Origin of the sequence: Bradyrhizobium arachidis, from assembly GCF_024758505.1 — a bacterium.
Lineage (GTDB): Bacteria > Pseudomonadota > Alphaproteobacteria > Rhizobiales > Xanthobacteraceae > Bradyrhizobium > Bradyrhizobium manausense_C.
Genome location: NZ_CP077970.1, coordinates 7605344 through 7623164, shown reverse-complemented (window position 1 = coordinate 7623164; position 17821 = coordinate 7605344). Strand labels below are relative to the sequence as shown.

Annotated in this window: 12 protein-coding genes; 9 read left to right on the top strand and 3 right to left on the bottom strand. The window is 57.2% G+C overall.

The features are described from left to right. The first annotated feature begins 82 nt into the window (after positions 1-82). The 8 genes from KUF59_RS35245 to KUF59_RS35210 all read left to right on the top strand — a co-directional run bounded on the left by KUF59_RS35245 (position 83) and on the right by KUF59_RS35210 (position 12378). Positions 83-2344 carry an AAA family ATPase gene (locus KUF59_RS35245; protein WP_258767785.1) on the top strand — a complete coding sequence of 754 codons (2262 nt, stop codon included), beginning with the start codon at positions 83-85 and terminating at the stop codon, positions 2342-2344. Beyond that, complete coding sequence (locus KUF59_RS35240; RefSeq protein WP_212403941.1) at positions 2292-3101, top strand: hypothetical protein; 810 nt, start codon at positions 2292-2294, stop codon at positions 3099-3101. The genes KUF59_RS35245 and KUF59_RS35240 overlap by 53 nt, the downstream gene beginning before the upstream one ends. A 345-nt stretch (positions 3102-3446) precedes the next feature. After that, complete coding sequence (locus KUF59_RS35235) at positions 3447-4493, top strand: glycosyltransferase family 2 protein (RefSeq protein ID WP_258767784.1); 1047 nt, start codon at positions 3447-3449, stop codon at positions 4491-4493. A 36-nt stretch (positions 4494-4529) separates the two neighbouring features. Further along, the gene (locus tag KUF59_RS35230; RefSeq protein ID WP_258767783.1) at positions 4530-5828 is read left to right on the top strand and encodes a cellulase family glycosylhydrolase; all 1299 of its coding nucleotides are present in this window, start codon (positions 4530-4532) and stop codon (positions 5826-5828) included. Further along, positions 5818-7293 (top strand): O-antigen ligase family protein, encoded by a 1476-nt coding sequence (locus KUF59_RS35225; protein ID WP_258767782.1) that lies wholly within the window; start codon positions 5818-5820, stop codon positions 7291-7293. Before KUF59_RS35230 ends, KUF59_RS35225 begins: the two co-directional genes overlap by 11 nt. Positions 7294-7366: 73 nt before the next feature. Continuing rightward, entirely contained in the window at positions 7367-8782 is a 1416-nt protein-coding gene (locus tag KUF59_RS35220; RefSeq protein WP_258767781.1) for a lipopolysaccharide biosynthesis protein, read from the top strand. Next, positions 8779-9990, top strand: coding sequence for a glycosyltransferase family 4 protein (locus KUF59_RS35215; RefSeq protein ID WP_258767780.1), 1212 nt, complete (start codon positions 8779-8781; stop codon positions 9988-9990). The genes KUF59_RS35220 and KUF59_RS35215 overlap by 4 nt, the downstream gene beginning before the upstream one ends. A gap of 255 nt (positions 9991-10245) precedes the next feature. Beyond that, a complete protein-coding gene (locus KUF59_RS35210) occupies positions 10246-12378 on the top strand; it encodes an Ig-like domain-containing protein (RefSeq protein WP_258767778.1) in 2133 nt (710 codons plus the stop codon). A gap of 162 nt (positions 12379-12540) precedes the next feature. Here the strand turns inward: KUF59_RS35210 and KUF59_RS35205 are convergent, their stop codons facing one another. The 3 genes from KUF59_RS35205 to KUF59_RS35195 form a co-directional block, all read right to left on the bottom strand. Then, the gene (locus KUF59_RS35205) at positions 12541-13785 is read right to left on the bottom strand and encodes an ATP-grasp domain-containing protein (RefSeq protein ID WP_258767777.1); all 1245 of its coding nucleotides are present in this window, start codon (positions 13783-13785) and stop codon (positions 12541-12543) included. A 153-nt stretch (positions 13786-13938) separates the two neighbouring features. After that, positions 13939-14901: an NAD-dependent epimerase/dehydratase family protein gene (locus KUF59_RS35200; protein WP_258767776.1), complete on the bottom strand. Its 963-nt coding sequence runs from the start codon at positions 14899-14901 to the stop codon at positions 13939-13941. Positions 14902-14931: 30 nt separating this feature from the next. Further along, positions 14932-16326, bottom strand: coding sequence for an undecaprenyl-phosphate glucose phosphotransferase (locus KUF59_RS35195; protein ID WP_258767775.1), 1395 nt, complete (start codon positions 16324-16326; stop codon positions 14932-14934). 327 nt (positions 16327-16653) lie between these two features. Here KUF59_RS35195 and KUF59_RS35190 point away from each other — a divergent pair, with 327 nt between their 5' ends. Then, a complete protein-coding gene (locus tag KUF59_RS35190) occupies positions 16654-17682 on the top strand; it encodes an ABC transporter substrate-binding protein (protein WP_258767774.1) in 1029 nt (342 codons plus the stop codon). Positions 17683-17821: the final 139 nt, after the last annotated feature.

The following is a 17821-nucleotide window of genomic DNA, read 5'->3' as shown; positions in this document are numbered from 1 at the left end:
GGATGCGCGTGGAGCGCTAGGGCTCTGTTGCAAATTTACAATCCTTGAAAGCATTCGCGGACTGATTTTCAGGAATCGATAGATGTTGCAGGTGAACAAGCCGGCCTCGGAGATCAACAGCGAATTCGTTGAGATGCAAAGCTCTCAGTCGCAGTCGCCGGCCTCCTACCTCGCCATTATTCGCCGACAGTTCCCGACGATGATCGCCATCCTGGCGGCCTGCCTGATCGTTGCGCTGCTATATCTCTTTACCGCCGCCCCACAATACACCTCGACAGCGTCGATGGTGATCGACACGCGCAAGGTGCAGTTGTTCCAGCAACAGTCGGTGCTCGGGGACGTCGCGATCGATTCCTCCACCGTGGAAACACAGGTTGAAATCCTTAAATCTGAAAACATCAGCCTTACCGTCATCCGCGACCTTCACCTGATCGATGACCCCGAGTTCACCGGCACCGGTGGCGCCCTGCTTGGTGCTATTGCCGGGCTGTTTTCCTCAAGCAGCCCACTTTCCGAATTCGAATTGACGCGAAAGGCGCTCGAGCAGTTCGCCAGCAATCGCGTTATCAAGCGCCTTGGCACGACCTATGTGATGGAGATCGGCTTCACCTCGCGCGATCCGGCGAAAGCGGCGAAGATCGCCAATGCCATCGCGGACGCCTATATCGTCGACCAGCTTGAGGCGAAGTACCAGGCGACCCGCCGCGCCAGCGTCTGGCTGCAGGACCGCATCAAGGAGCTGCGCACCCAAGCCTCGACAGCGCAGAGGGCGGTGGTTGATTTCAAGAGCGCGAACAACATCGTCAATACTGGCGGGCGGCTGATGAATGAACAGCAGCTTGCTGAAGTGAACAGCCAGCTGGTGCTGGCGCATGCAGCGACCGCCGAAGCCAAGGCGCGGCTCGATCGCATGAATAGCATCCTCAGGCAGGAGATACCGGATGCCTCTGTTGCCGACGCGCTGAAGAACGAGACCATCGTCAAGTTGCGCGCCCAATATGTCGATATGGCGTCGAAGGAGTCCATTTGGTCGACGAAATATGGGCACGATCATCTCGCCGCTGTTAACCTTCGCCGGCAAATGGACGAGATCAGAAAGAACATTACGGACGAGCTCAAGCGCATCCAGGAATCCTACAAGAGCGACTATGATATCGCACTCACCCGCGAGGAGAGCATCAAAACCAGCCTGAACGCGGCCGTCTCGGAAGCACAGCTCACCAATCAGGCGCAGATCCAGTTGCGCGAGCTCGAGAGTACCGCCCAGTCATACCAAGCGATGTACGACAATTTTCTGCAGCGCTACATGGAATCGGTGCAGCAGCAGTCCTTCCCGATCACTGAGGCGCGCATTATCAGCGCAGCGACGATGCCGCTGAAAAAGAGCTACCCGAAGTCGCTGGTCGTTCTGGCGGCGGGGCTATTGGGAGGACTGCTGCTGAGCTTCGGCGTGGCGATGGCTCGCGAGCTCACGGACAACGTGTTCCGGACTACCGAGCAGGTGGAGGAAATCCTCGGTACGAATTGCCTCGCGATCCTCCCCGCTGTGGGCGGCCCCGCCGCACGGTCGCGATCGCTTCTTCCCGGCTCGCTTGCGGACAGGTTTGCCAACAACCCGGGCAACTCCAATCCGGACCTCCTGCGCTACGTGGTCGAAAATCCGCTGTCCCGCTATTCCGAGGCTATACGCACTCTTAAGGTGGCGATGGATCTCAACTCGGTCGTGCGGGAGAACCGTGTGCTGGCGGTCACCTCGACCCTTCCCAATGAAGGAAAGAGCACGCTTTCCGTCAATCTCGCCCAGCTTATGGCCCATGGTGGTGCCCGGGTAATCTTGGTCGATACTGACCTGCGCAACCCGTCGTTGTCGCGCGCGCTGGTGCCGGACGCGCAGGTCGGCTTGGTCGATGTGATCGCGCTCAGGGCAGGGCTGGAAGACACGTTAGTCGTCGACCCTGAGACCAAGCTCTCCGTATTGCCGATAGCGGCGAACTCGAAGCTCCTGCACACCAACGAGATCCTCGCATCCAAAGCGATGCACAATCTTGTCGCGTTGTTGCGCTCGAAATTCGACTACGTGGTGCTAGACATGCCGCCGATGGCGCCAGTGGTGGACGTGCGTGTCACCTCGTCCTTCGTCGATTCGTTTCTGTTTGTGGTCGAGTGGGGCAAGACAAAGACTGATGTGGCACGACACAATCTGCGCGGAGCGCCGGAGATCCACAGCAAGCTGCTTGGAGCCGTGCTGAACAAGGCCGAGACGAGGCTGCTTTCGCGCTATGAAGCCTATCATGGCCGCCATTATTACCAGAAATACTACGCAAAGTATGGGTACGTGGAATAACGGTCGCCCGGTGCGGAAGGCGTTCGTGCGCGCGATACTGCTGTTCGTGGCGCTCTTCGGTACGCTTTGGGCGTTGGTTGTCCTGCCATCCTTCTGGTTGATGGCACCCGTCCGTAAAGTGTCACTACACATCATGGCCGATGGCCGGTTCAGGCCTGGTATTTTGGCAGACATGCTGGTCCGCATGAAAGCCCAGCAGCAACCGGCTATCCTGCAACCTGAGTTACGATACGCACTGGCGCTGGTAACGCTGCAAGCTGCCGAGAATGCGATGCAGCGAAAGAGCCCGGATGAGGCTGATCGCGAAATGCAAGCGGCCGAGGGCGCGTTGCGGTCGGCCCTCGAGGTAAAACCAACCGACTCGTATCTTTGGCTGATGCTCTATTCGGTAGTGACGAGGCGCAACGGATTCGACCCAGAGAATATACGCTATCTAGATCGGTCCTATGCGTCTGGACCGAACGAGGGCTGGGTCGGGCTTCGACGCAATCAGTTGTCGCTTGCGATCTTCTCGATGCTAAGCAAATCTGTTCAACAAGAAGTGGTCTCTGAATTTGCGGCTCTCATCAATAGCGGCTTCGTCGAGGAAGCCGCGATCAATTTGACCGGTGTAGGCTGGGTTGAGCGCGAGCGCTTGTTAGAGAACCTGAAGCAAGTGGATATCGTATCGCGCGAAATCTTTGCCAAGAGATTGGCGCGCGACGGGGCGAAGGTGCGTATACCTGGGGTTGAGCTGGACGAGAGATTTTGGCGGTGAGAAGGGGCAAGCGGTCGGACACGAAACTCGGAGCCGAGCTTCAATCCGTTCGTGTGGTTGTGCACTCGCCGAGTAGCATCTCCAGTGCGCCAGCATTAATAATTAAATGGATGCACTTTGATCTACGTATGGACAACCACCGGCGGGGCGGGATAGGCAACGCGGAGCGAGTAGCTGAAAGCTCTATTGATGTCGAATATACTCCCTGACGGGCCCCGGCATTCTCGCCTTCACACTGTGCGCGCGCTCAACGGTCGGGTGGCGCTTGTACGATCACAACTGGAACAGCAGATGATTTGCCTAGCGGTTCCTCAGCCCCACAGCTAACGATTTTCACGAGATCATATGAATACGCTCCATCCTGAACTCGTTCGGCAAGACCGAAGAAACATACCCGACAATAAGAGTGAAATCCGTGTCTTCGCGGTGCTGCGCGATGAAATGTTACGCCTACCCTACTTTCTCAACTATTATCGCCAACTCGGCGTATCCCGTTTCTTTATAATCGATAATGGCTCCAAGGATGGCTCAGGGCAGTTCGTCCTCGATCAACCAGATTGTCACGTGTTTTACACGGAAGGATCATACGGGAAGAGCCGCGCCGGTGTCTATTGGCTGAACTCCCTTCTGGATACTTACGGCGTATCGCATTGGATTATTCTGGCGGACACCGACGAGCTGTTTGTCTATCCCGGTTGCGAAAATACGGAGCTGCAGCAATTCTGCAATTGGCTGGATCAGTCCGGTCATGAGGCCGTGTACGCTCTGCTCCTCGACATGTACAGCTCGCTTCCAATTCGCGAGGTCAACTATCGGCAAGGAGAAGACTTTAGAGCGACATGCTCTTACCACGACAGCAGCTATGTTGTGGTGCGCCGATACGGTTTCCCGTCTGCCTTCCCACCCTTCGAGCACATCGGTGGGCCGCGTCTGCGCCTTTGTTTCGGAGATCAGAATACACCGGCACTATGGCCGCGTCTCAAGCCAAAATTGGCCAGGCGGGCCTTATCCGTCGCTCACAAGGCCGGATTTTTGCACAAGCAGATAGCTCCGGTCGTGGCAACGCAGGCATATAAGGTGCCGCTCGTCAAATGGCGGAAGGGAAATGGATATGTAAACAGTCACAGGCTTAACGCGGTTAGACTGTCGCCGGTCACGGGCGCTCTGTTACACTTCAAGTACTTCCAAGATTTCGGCAAGCGCATAGAGGACTCCCTTGCGCACGGAGAACACTACGGCGGCTCAATTGAGTACCGCCGCTACGGTGAACTCCTGGCAGCAAATCCAAACCTGTCGCTCATAGACGCCGAAAGCGTCCGTTACAGCTCGAGTCGCGAGTTGGTTGACCGCGGCTTGATGCGCACAGACAGTGGTTGGATGTCGATCGTTTGAAGTTGTCAGCATTCGTCGCTAGCCGAGCGTCAGACGATGGTCGAAGCTCCTTACAAAAGCCGATTCACCCCACGCAGGAAGCCGTTGCGTAGAGGCAGACGGCTGCTGGCACAGCTTCTTCTGCTGCTCGTTGAGTTGGCGGCACCGAATCGGGGTGCGATGGCCGAAGGCCTCCCCTCCGGCTTGGGTGTTCACGTGCAGGTATGGCAGATTGACGCTGCTGACCTGGAACGTATCCGGAATTTTGGCTTCAGCTTTGTACGATGGGGTATGTCGTGGGAAGCGATCGAGAAAAATCCAGGAGAATTCGACTGGGCAGCGACGGACGCGTTTTTTGAGAAGGTCAGACATTCGGGTCTTTCCTCCGTCGTGATTCTAGCTACCGGAAACCATCTTTATAGCCGCTGGCTGGAATTGCCGGCAGATCCGGGCGTGCGAGAAAGGAAAGTTGCGGCACCACCAGAGAGTGAGGCTGCCATGGCGGCCTTTAGCCGCTTCGCTGCCGCAGCCGCGAAGCGGTACGCTGACGAGTCAGTTACGTGGGAGGTCTGGAATGAACCGGACTTGCCAATATTCTGGCCGCCCAAACCAAAGCCAGATGCTTATGCGCAACTCGCCGCAATGACTTGCAGCGCAATCAAGATGGCTGCTCCCAAGGCAATGGTGCTTGCGCCGGCGACTGCCAGCCTGCCGGTCCGGGCGCCCTCACTCTATGGGGCCCTGGCGAAGACCGAGGCGGCAGGGTGTCTTGATGGCTTGAGTATGCATAGTTATCGCATAAGCCGCGGACAGCGGCCGGATCCGGAGAGCGTGGAAACTGAGAACCTGGCCAGTCGCGCACTGCTTGAGCGCCTGTCCGATCGATGGCGTGACGTGCCCATGCTGTGCACTGAATGGGGATATCCCACGTCGGCGGTCGGCCGTGCAACCCAGCGAGCATATTTGGCTCGCGCGTATCTTGCGAACGTCGCCAGCGGCGTTCGGGCAACGGTCTGGTACGAATGGAAGGACTCGAGGGACGAGCCCGCCAATCCAGAGTCTCATTTCGGACTTCAGACGGCGCAGGGTATTTTCAAGGTTGAGCCGGATGACGGATTGGTTCGGCGATTGACGAGCATGAGGTTCGTTCGCCGATTGGAGTCTGTGGACCCTCAGGTACAAGTTCTGTTGTTCGAGGAAGGGGGGGCGAATCGGATCGTTGCTTGGCTTAGGTCAGACGACCCCACTCGAAACACCGTCGTCACGATAGCCGGAAAGGCCGTCGTTCTCAGCAACTACCCTGCAATCGTCGTTGGTGACCAGATCGAAGCCGGCGGACTTCGTCATGCGCGTTAGACTGATTGCCCCGGTATTTGCGATGGCCGTGATTGCGATTCCCTTCGACGCGATCGCGGGTTTCAAAGCTTTCGGAGAGCTCGGGGACGAGAGTTCTTTCTATTTCTTTGCGTTGGCCATGGGGCTGTATGGAATCAACGCTGCTGGCGCTACCGTAGCTGGTGATCTTGGCGCGCCGCCAGGCGCGAGCTTTATCTGGCGAACCGGCGCGGCCATCGTAGCCGTTACAGCGATTTCAGCCCTCTGGAATGCGACTGACATCAGCGCCGCGAGGTTTCATGATCGCGATGGGGTTGTGAAATTGGCCACTTCCGCGACCGTGGTAATCTACGGCTTGGCACTCGCATTGTTGACCCGTGCAGTCGTTCCGGGGCGATGGTATACCTGCCTCATACTGCCCATTTGTATTAGCGCGGCACTGTGTGTCGGCTTCGGCTCGCTCGAGGCTCTCGATCGAGCCGGAGTCAGTTTTCCATTCTATCAAACTCTGAATTCGTTTCTCCACGCGGGTTCGGACCATAGTGTTCAAGCGTGGGATGGCGCCCTGAATCTGAGATTTGTCGAAGGATGGGATAAACGCCTTCGAACCGTTTCGTTCGAGCCTCCATCGTTCGGGAATTTTGCCGGACTTGCATGGCCATGGCTTTTCGCTGCTGTCTTCATGACCCGGGGCATCAGGAAGGCACTCCATATTGCTTTGCTCTTGGCTTTTACAGTCTTGATCATTGGTGCTCAGGCCCGGACGGGATGGCTGCTCTTGGCAACCAACGTAGTTGCGTTCGGTCTACTGAGATTTCTGTTCCTGCCCCCTGATGGACGTGTACCAAAGTCGACGGCGTTGATTGCCGGATTACTGCTGGTTGCAATGATTGCGGAGATCGTCTTCTACGCGGCGAGCTTCGACGAGATCATTCGCGATACCATCGTCGGGACTTCTGTTTCCGATCTCTCGCGTTTGGCCTATCAAGTTACGTCTATCAGAATTTTCTCGGCGAACCCGATACTGGGAGTTGGGCTGGGTCAGTTTGCCTTCAATGCCGCCTCATATATGCCTGACTGGGGCTACATCAGTTCGGAGGTCAAATCTTCCCTCGCGTTTACTGACGCGCCCTGGCCTAACACTTACTCGCTTTACACCAGGCTCGCTGCCGAGCTTGGCTTGATCGGCCTTTTCGGATGGCTGGCAATCTGGATCGCACTTATGGTTTCGGTGCGCCGTGCGGGGCTGAACTACGCGAGTTCGGGTCGGCGTGTGCCGGTGGTCGCATACCCGATTATCATGAGCTGTGCCGACGTTCTCGTAACCGCGCTTACCACGGATACATTTCGAACCCCCATGATCTGGATCGTCCTGGGCGCCGGCGCCTCTTTCAGCGCGCGAGTGAGACAAATTGCTGGTGGTGTCCTCCAACCATCCGCGCGACGAATTCCAAGCCAGACCTATCTCGCGCCCTCGCGCGGCTGATCGGCATATCGACAGGGAATGGCGTGGCACCAGCGTATCACAGCAACCGACTTCGTAGGGGATTCGAGACAAAGTGGCCGACGCGCGGTGGGAACACGATCCGGATGAGCGGGCTGGGAACCGTGATCGTATTATGGCCTTGCATTCGGTTGCAGCTCCCGTGAACCGGCCCGTGGAGGTCTGGAGCAATTTGCGGTCGCGCCCATTGTTTGGTGCCGCGACTGCTTTGGCGGCTCGGCTCATTCAGATGGGATCGACGCTGGCTCTGGTGCCGATTTTGCTCAGTCACCTGGGCTCCGAGCAATTCGCCGTGTGGCTCGCCGCGAGTTCCTTGATGGGAGCCTTTGCTTTCATCGATTTGGGAATAGGATCGAATCTGGTCAATCACATCGCGGTCTCGAAGGGAGTTTCCGCTAGCGCGCGAACATATGTTTCGAATGCGTTCGTGGTCCTTTCATTGTTCTCGCTCGCGAGTGCGACGGTGGTATGTCTGACGTTCTTCTCAAGTGGGACGGAGAATGGCTTCATTCATTTTCGAGGAGCTGGAACCTGGAGCGCGTTCTTTGTGACGTGTCTGACACTTTGCATCGTGGCGCCGCTGAGCCTGATTTGGAAAATCCGACTTGGCCTCGGTGAAACCGCGATTCAAAGCCTTTGGGATGCCTTCGCCTCTCTAGGTATATTTTGCGCGATCATTGTCAGTCTCTGGTTCAATGCAGGCATCGTCGCTGTGGTAGCCTCGTTTTGCGCCGTGCCGCTACTCGTGCATTGTCTAAATGGCGCTCAATTGTTTCGGCGGTACCCTGATCTGAAACCAAGTCTTTCGCTGGCAAGTGCCGGGAAGCTTGCAGCTGTACTGAAATCAGGCTCTCCGTTCCTGCTCGTAAACGCGATCAGTGCTATCAGCTTTTCCTTCGATTCTGTCTTGGCGCTTCACCTTCTTGATGCGGAGCAGGCGGCTCGATTTGGAGTTGCGCAGAAGATGGCGATTGCGGTCCAGACGTTACTTTCGATTGGCCTCACTCCATTCTGGCCTCAGTTCCGAGCCGCAACGGCGGAACAAAACGCCCGTAGCGCAGGCGGAATTCTGATCTCCGCCTTTGCACTGGCCTTGCTCATAGCGGGTTCTGTCTCGATGATGATTGTCCTCTTTGGAGACGATGTCACGCGTCTTTGGACGCGTGGCGCGATATCGCTTCCAAATGACCTGATCGTCGGCGTTGCGATCTGGATTCCGGTTTTCGCCGTAAACGCGGTGCTCACGTCACTAATGAGCGTACCGTCCCTACTGCCTGTGCAGGTGAAACTGGCGAGCTTATCGGGAGTATGCTGTTTTTTGGCTAAAGTCATTTTGGCAGGGGCGTGGGGTGGATCTGGGTTGTTCTGGGGCAATAGCTTCGGCCTGTTTGCCTTTCTGATACTCCCTGCATTTTTTGTTATTGCGCGAGACCTTCTCAGGATGAAACAGGCGAAAGGGCGATCAAGGTGACGTCGAAAACAGACAATCTCAACCTAAGGGTCGCGCACTTCACCGAGGCGCCGATGGGAGGGGTGCTTGCGCATTTGCAGGAATTAATCGCCGAGCAGATCAAGGATCCTGCAATTTCTCAAATCGTGGTCTTCGGTCCCGACGTAAATGACGCGGGTCTATCAAAGCTGGCTCATCCAAAGCTCGTGATCAAGTCGTATCCATACGTTGGACGATCGATGCGGTCTATGATCAGATTCCTCTTTGTCGCGAGCGCGTTGATTCAACGCTTCGAGCCCGATATCGTTCATATCCATTCCACCTTTGCTGGACTTCTCGTGCGTCCGGTTGCGTTCTTGCGGAAGCGCCGTCCAACCGTCGTTTATTGTCCCCATGGTTGGGCGTTCTTGCGGGATTCAAAGGCAAACCGGTTATATGCGTGGCTCGAGGCGGCGTTGTCACGCCTATGCGATGGTGTTGTTTGCGTATCGTCCTCCGAACGCGACGCGGCTGTTTCGGCCGGCATTGCTGTTTCGAAATGTACTGTGATTCTAAATGGAATCGCGGATGAGACGACACCACCAGCGAACTCAGCACTGGGCCTTCGGAGGCCAATGAAAATTCTCTTCGTAGGTCGTTTCGATCGACAGAAGGGATTTGACGTATTTCTCGGTGTCATGTCCGAGCTTGGCAACTTGGCTCAGGGCTTTGCGGTGGGTGACTTCGTTACCGATGTCACGACCGCTCTAGAAGTCCCAGAGAATGTCGAGCTCCTCGGTTGGAGAACTCGGTCGCAGGTCGAAGAGAGTCTGGCGACGGCTGATCTGCTCCTGATGCCTTCTCGCTGGGAGGGGTCGCCCATGATCGCGATCGAAGCGATGCGAGCGGGCCTTCCGATCTTCTCCTCGTCAGTAGGAGGGCTTCCGGAGCTTGTCGAGGATGGAGCGACCGGACGGCTGCTGAGGAGCTTGCGACCGTTGGATATCGCGAATGCGATACGTGCCACCAGCACTGAAGAATTGCGAAGCTTCGCTCAAAACGCCCATCGACGGTTTAGGACGCACTACACGGCCAAATCAATGGCTGAGCGGACAAAGCAACTCTATTTGGATCTCTTGGGAGCTCATGGTTCTTTCTCGCAAGAAGCCGTCGCCGCGGCTCGAAGCAATGCAGAAGACCAAAAACGAATCCTCCAGTGCTCCATCGATAGCGCGGACGGCCGCCCGTAAACATCTCGAGCCCGCGGTTGGCTGCTCTGCGCTGCTCACTGCATTAAGACTGGGGCAAGGTTACCGACAGCTCCTACTGCCTTTCGATTTCATTAAGGAGCGGTGCGCCCGGGCAGGGAGCAAATCGAGCAGTCGTGGGCGAATGGTTGTTAAACGTCAAATTAAGCACATCGATTAAAGAGCGCTCGGTTTCCTTAAACCGAAATCCGCTTCTGCCACCTACAGTGCGCGCGTCCAGTTTGAGGAGCGCCAAAGGTGTCCAGTTCAACTTCCACTGCGGGTTATGCGATCAATTCCGCAACGAGCACGGCGAGCTTTATCAATTCGATTGGTGTTGCCGCCCACCTTGCGACGTACGATCCGACTCACGTCCTGAGCGAGTTATCCTATCTTGGGATTTCGAATGTCCGTGACGGCATCCCGCCCGCCAATGCGCTTTCGACTTATATCGCGCTGGCCGAGACCGGAGTCCGTTTTGTTCTTCTCGAGTCAAATTCCTTTTACGCGGATCAGGCGAGCCAGGTGAATGCGGTCACCGACGTTTTGCGCGCAGATGCTCTCGCAATGGCCGTGCCCGGCAGCATCATTGCGCTGGAAGGGTCGAATGAATACACGACCAACACCTACTATCTCAACGGAATTTCCTCCAAGGGAAATCTGAGCTGGGGCCTGGCGGACACCGCCGCGTTGCTGGCGGCCGTGCGAGCCGACCCGCTGATGGCCGGCGTCAGCGTGATCGCTGCCTCCGAGTGCAGCACAATGGCGATCCCGTCCCTTGGGACATCTGGGGACGCTTCGAACGTCCATGTCTATGGAGGCATCGGCCAGCAATTGCAGGATGGTATCAATGCCTGGGTCGCAGCCGCTCGGGCGTCCGCCCCCGACAAACCTGTCTACATCACCGAAACCGGCGTCTCCAGTTCGGGTTTTAACACGTCGACCTGGGGCGGAGGCGTGGCTGATGCCTACACCCAGGGCATCATCGACACCAACGCGCTGTTGGATGGATACAAGGCGGGCGCCGCCATCACGTTCCTGTATGAGCTGATGGACGAGCCTAACGCGTCGAGTGCCCAAGAACAGCACTTCGGCCTATTCAACGCCGACGGGACCCCGAAGCCGGCCGCGGTAGACATTAGCAACCTGACGCATATCCTCCAAGACAAGGGTACGCCACTCACATCACCCGGAACTCTTGCCTACAACATAACCGGTTTGCCGAGCACCGCGTCGTCGATGCTGCTGGAAAAGTCGAGCGGTGCCTTCGATATCGTTCTCTGGAATGGCAATGCCACACTTTACAACGGCACCAGCGTCGTGACGCCGCCAACATCGGAAGTGACGATCAGTTTGCCCAGTGCGGCTTCAAGCATCAAGATTTTCGACCCCATTAAAGGGACTACCGCCATTCAGACCGTTTCGAACGCTAGCAGCGTCACGGTTGGCTTGTCGGCCGATCCGATCATCATCGAGATCGAGCAATCTAGCACGATACAGCCCACTCCGCCGGCGGCGCCCCAGGCGCTGACTGATCCCAGCATCGTGAACGGATACGTCAACGCGGCGCACAACACGGCGCAACACGCGATCACCGGGACTGCCGAGGCTGGCGTCGTGGTGACAGTTTATGACAATTCACTCGCCTTGGGTTCGATCGCTGCGGATGCCAACGGAGGCTGGAGCTTTGTCCTGGGCGCATTGGCGGACGGTTCTCACCACGTGACGGCCGTCGCCTCGAATGGATCCGGCCCCGGCCAAACGAGCACGGCCAGCGCCCCTCTCGACTTCACGGTCGATACCGTTGCGCCGGTCCCGGGTGTCGTTAACGTGGTGCAGACCGGTTCGAACTCAGTCACGATCAGCGGCATCAGCACAACCGATTCGAGCGTTTCAGTGTACGACAACGGCAAGCTGATAGGGACGACGTTCTCCTCGGCCGGCTCGTGGAGCTTGACAAGCCAGCTGTCGAAGTCGGCCGTACACAGCCTGACACAGACCGCGACCGACGCAGCCGGCAATACAGCGAGCGCTCCTGGCGTTACCCTCTACTCTAACCAGGTCAGCCAGGCTCTGAATGGCGGAGCGGGCGCCGACGTGCTCATCGGCCGTAGCGGGGACAAACTGACCGGCGGTGCCGGCTCAGACACTTTCGTCTTCAATGCGGGCTTCGGTAAGGAGGTGATCTACGACTTCACTCCAGGCACCGCCATAACGCAGGGTGACCACATCGCCTTCAGCCACGAGATGGTGCCGGACTTCGCCCACCTGTTAGCCGACGCCCGTCAGGTGGGAGCCAACGTGGTCATTACCGTCGACAAGGCGGACGTTCTGACCTTGAACAACGTCGCGTTGTCGAACCTTCATGCGGCCGACTTCAGCTTCATCTGACACTTGTTCGGCGATCGGCCGTGCGCCCCCAAGCCAGACAGGGCGAACGGAGGATCGTGGCGTCAGGAAGTTGCTGGCTCGGCCTCCCGAGCTTCGGTCGCGAACTGCTCGCCTTGGCCTCGCGTCCAAACTATCGAGTCGCGCTTTGGAACTGATGTGCGCTCACCATTGGCCGAGTTTAGTCGGGGAATTCGTCGAATTGCGCGACCTGCGCAAAAGTGCGGCCGCCCGGCTTACGAGGAAAACGGCGTACCCTGACGTGTCTGATCGCAGCTCTTCCGGTATGCGAAGCATCTCATACAAAAGCATCACCGGATCGCTCATCCAGAATTTTGCGTCGGCCGCGGCTCCGCGTGGAATGCGTCCGGAGGTCAACACGGCAGAGACAATCGCATCGGGCGTGTAGGCTACAGTCCTTGCCGGCGTCCCCGGCAGATGCTGCGCTGACACGGCAAACTCCGGCAGATTCAGCCCAGCCAGTAAAGTCAGACACATTTTATTGTAGAATCTCGGGTTGCATTCCAGCAAGAAAGTCCTGCCGTCTTCCTCAAGTCTTGCATCGAAATTGTAGATTCCACTACAGTTCAATTTTTTCAATATTCGGCTTACCGCGTTTTCCAATTCTGGAATCGGCAAGACCCTGTAAATTCCTGCTTCCAGGCGATGACAAACCGACGCTTTGATTTCGCCCGCTTCGCAGTACACGCTAATTCCGACATCTGTGCCCGGGACAAATTCCTCAACCAGTACGGTCCCGTAGGCCAGGGATTCCAGCGCGCTGTTGATCTTGCCTTTCTCGACCCTAACCACGCCGCGGCCTCCCTCCATCGCAAGAGGCTTCAGCATCACAGGCCATTCCATCTGACAATTTTCGATTTCCGGGACGATCGATCCGGCGTCTTCGACGACGAACCCGCGGGGGATCCGAACGCCTTCAGCTTGGCACAAGGCCCGGAAGGCGCCCTTGTTGTCCAAGATCCCATGCTGGGATGCTTCGGGACAAGGAAAACACCTGGCCTCCAAGGCGGCCTTGTTGGCAATCAGTGCCTTAAGAGCGGGCGTATCCGCAGCCGCGACCATATCCACGCCGAGACGTGCGACAGTGTCATTGATCTCGCCAACAAGCAGTTCGGAAGTTGTTGCTACAAATTCATTTTTCGCCAGAACGAAGGCTTCGATGAAACGGGACCTTGACAGCGGTTTCGACCGTTTCGTCCCCATGACGCTCACTCGAAAGCCTGCTGCGTGAAAGCAGCGGAGGCCTCTGTAAGCAAGCGCATACTGCGATGCGAGTAGCAACACGTGCCGAACCGGCGGCATTTTCAGATCGCGCTCTTCGAGACACGAGCTGTAACAACTCTCATTAACCGTCAGGAAATCAAGTCGGTGGCCGTCAATATCGAGCATGGGCGTGTCGCCACGTTTTTCATCCAACGATGGTTGGATTTCAACAATCAATCTTCTTGTGTATTTTAGTATTTCTGTTTTTCATAATAAAAAGCAAGCTGTAGCCTTTGGTCGGGATCAGAGGCGCAATTCAGCAAGTAATCGGTATAAGTGTTACGTGAAGCATCCGGATGAATCGTTCCGCCAACGCAGTAATGCCGATTGCAGCTGACCGAGTGGCGCTTGGTCTTTGGACAGCAGCCAGCCAGGGACGACGTCGGTAGACTTGACGAGCTTCATAACGCGATCAGGATGAATACCAAGGCCGATCGCCGAGAACGGCCTGAGAATAGCGGCTGCAGCTTTCACCGCAGATTGCGGAAGCAGAAGCTCTTTCGCATTGGGGAAGTAAGTTGTCCGAAACGCCGTAACAATGTCCTCAATCGTATAGCGATCCGGGTAACACGCGTTGAACAAGACGAAACGTTCCGGACACGATCGGGCAAATTCGATGGCTTTGATCAGATCTTCGACATAGAAGCAGCCCTTGATCGTGTCGCGTCGGCCCGGATAAACAAAGAAGCCCTTCTGCAGTAAAGTTGCTAGCCGGGTAAAGTTTCCGTTTTCTCCTACCCCGAAAACGACCGCTGGTCGGCTGATGACTAACTTTCGATCCCCGTTCTCTGTCATCCATCCTCGAAACACCTGTTCGGCCAGGAACTTCGATCTGCCGTAGCTAGAGCTCGGCGCAGGAGGGGTATCTTCCAGCTTGATATCTTCACCAGGGCCATACACGGAAATCGAACTGGTGAAGACGATTTGCTGCACATGCTTGCGTCTGGCCAGTGCCGCGATCTCAATGGCTCCTCCGACGTTGGTCTCATAGTACTCGTGGTCGGGATGCCCAGGTGTGCGGTGTACCGCGGCAAGATTGTAGATGGTTGCGATCTCGTCTTGCGCATCAAAGTTCCTGAGGTCGCGGACATCACCGATCTTGTATTCCACGCCAGAAACAGGTGCGGTAGGCGTTCGTAAATCGACGCTCACAATTCTGGCTGTGGCGGTCTGTCGTAACCTACGTAACAGATGCGTTCCGACGAAACCGGAGCCACCAAAGACTAGAATGCTTTTTTCCATTGGCCCCTCAGCCGCAGCCTCTATTGATTTTCAGTATGCGTTTGGATCGCGTAAGCTTGTAACTACCGTCAGAAGCAGGATCTTAAGATCAAGTCTGACGGCCCAGTTATTGATATACCAGATGTCGAGCTCGACTCTCTTCTGCATCAGCTCGATCGCGCTGATTTCTCCGCGGTAACCATTAACTTGGGCCCAGCCGGTGATGCCGGGCTTCACATGGTGGCGGAAAGCGTAGTTGCCGATGATCCGCTCGTATTCGGTGTTGTGGGCGGCGGCGTGAGGGCGGGGGCCGACCAGCGACATGTCGCCCTTCAGCACGTTGAACAGCTGCGGCAGCTCGTCGATCGAGGTCTTGCGCAGCCATTTGCCGGTGCGAGTGACGCGCGGATCGTTTTTCTCGGCCTGCCGGATGGTCGGGCCGTCCTCGAGCACGCGCATGGTGCGGAACTTAAAGATTTTGAAGGCGGCCCCGTTGAAGCCATTGCGGGTCTGGCGGAAGAACACGGGGCCCTTCGAGGTCAGCTTGATCAGGACTGCGGTCGCCAGCATCACGGGCGCGAACACGATCAGTGCGAGGCTAGCGCCTGCCAGATCGAAGATGCGCTTGAGCGTGCGCTCCTTCCAGGACAGCGGAGCGCGCCGCAGCTCCGCCGTCCAGATGTTGCCGGTGCTTTGCAGCGGATAACGCAGGAAACGCGCGGCATGCACATCGGGCACCAGATGCACCGGAATGGGCAGGATTTTCAGCGCGTCCAGAATGCTGTCGATCGCATGCTGCCGGCTCCAGTTCATCAGCAGGAAGACGTGCTCGATCCGGTTCTCCCGAGCGTAGGCGATCAGCTCGTCCAAGCGCGGCGCCATGGTCGAGAGTAACAGCGGTGAAGCGAGCTCCTTCGAGCGGATCTCCATGATCCGCATCAGCCGGTAGCCGTGCTGCGCGATGTCGATCATCGCGTGGGAGGACGCCGGCAGGCCGAATTCGGCGATCATGATCGCGCGGCTGTTGGCAAAGGCACCGGTGCGCAGCGCATGCGACGTCCAGCGCGCAGCGACCGCCTTCCAGATCAGCAGCACAGAAAGGCCGACTAGGTAGAACGAAATCGTCGAGGCGCGAGAAAATTCGTTGCTGACCTTCATGGTGAAGGCGACCGCCAGCAGAGCGCCGAAGACGCCCGTCCAGGTCGCGAGCGTCATGCGGAAGGTGCGTGGCAGGTTGGTGATGGTCTTCAGGCGATAGCCATCCTGGACCGTGATCAGCAACGCGAAATTGATCGCGACCAGCGTGCTCGCCGCGGCGTAGATGGCCACCTTTCCGACTGCGCTGGCGGTCGCAAGGTGGTAGCCGACCGCGCAGCCGATGGCGCTGACGATGACAAGTGCAATATCGACACAGATGACGATGCGTTCTGCGACTATAGGTCGCATCCAGCTAAGCGCTGAACTTTGACGTGTGGCAGAATTCGACCCCGGAGCGCGAATTTCCGCTGCAGGATCAGTAGCTACCGCCGGTCGAGCCGACAAAATAGTCATCGTACCCCAAGCCCACAAATATCAATATTCAGTATTCCAATGGGCCGAGCTATCAGCCCAAATCGCAATCAACACAAGGCAAAGGAAAAAGTAACCTTACCCCAGCGGGTGGATTGTAGCGCATCTTGTACCTTCGCCGATATATCAGTTTCACGATTCATTTGGGAGGCTCTCTCTGTGCCTCAGTCGCGGCGCCGGTACCGACGAAAGACCCATCTGTTCATGGCCATGGGCCTTGCAGCGGTTGCCATGCTGGGCGCGGCTATCATTGTGCTGCGCCCCGATTCGGCGCCGCATCGGCAGCCGGCGGCAGTCCCCCTCCAAGCGAGCGTCCTGTTAGATGGGCCACACGGCTCGCGCTTTGCCGGGGAGTTGGCCGCGTCCAAGCAGGGGTTTTTCGCGACCCCGATCACATTCCATCCCCATCCGAATGACCCCACCTTCGTCGAGACGGTCGCGCGGGAACATGCCATCGGCGTAGCAAGTGGCCAGAAGTTTCTGCTGGCGACTTGGCGTGGCGTACCCGTGACCGCTTTCGGGGCAAGCTTTCTGGATACCTCTATCGGCATCTTTACCCTGGAAAGCTCCGGGCTGCGCCGACCGGCCGATCTGATCGGCAGGCGTGTCGGCTACCAAAAGGGTGCTGAGGGGGAGGTGGTCTTCGATGCGATGATGGCCCAGCTCGGGTTGCCGCGCAGCCAGATTACAAAGCTGGCCGATCGTGACAGCTTCGATGCGCTTCGCGCCGGCGAAGTGGATGCAATCATCGCGGCCATTAATGATCAGCCGAATCCTTCTGGCCCTGACTACGTCCGGCTCAACGTCATCAAGCCGCAGGAATATGGCATTCACGTCCCAGCGCTAGTGTATTTCGCCAGCAACGATCTTATCCGTGATCGACCGTCTATTATAGCCGACGTTCTCCAGGGCCTCATCCGAGGCTGGCAATTTGTCTACGCCAACTATGAACGCAGCGTGCCTGTTCTCGCTGGTTTTGACCCGCAGAAGCTAAATTCCGATCGCTTGAGATTCGAGCTGGAGCAACAGCGGAGCCTCGTCTTGCCGATTGGCGGTCGGATCGCGGATTACGACGAAAGCCGGTGGCGGACCCTTCGTGATATCCTAATCTTCGCGAAGCTGGGCGAAGAGGAGGTGCCCCTCGCCCAAACGGTCAACTACCAATTCCTTCGTGACGCTTACCGTCGTTCTCCCGATCTTGCCGCACCAGGGGCGTGGAACGGGGAGAACTAGGGGCCCGGAAGCCACAGTTGCGTGCCATATCGCCCCAATTCCGAAATCCGGGCTCTGGATCGGTTGCGTTCGTGCCTCCGGAGTTGGTAGTCTGGCTAAGCTATTTTAGGCCGTGTCTAGGGTGATTCACGGAATCTCC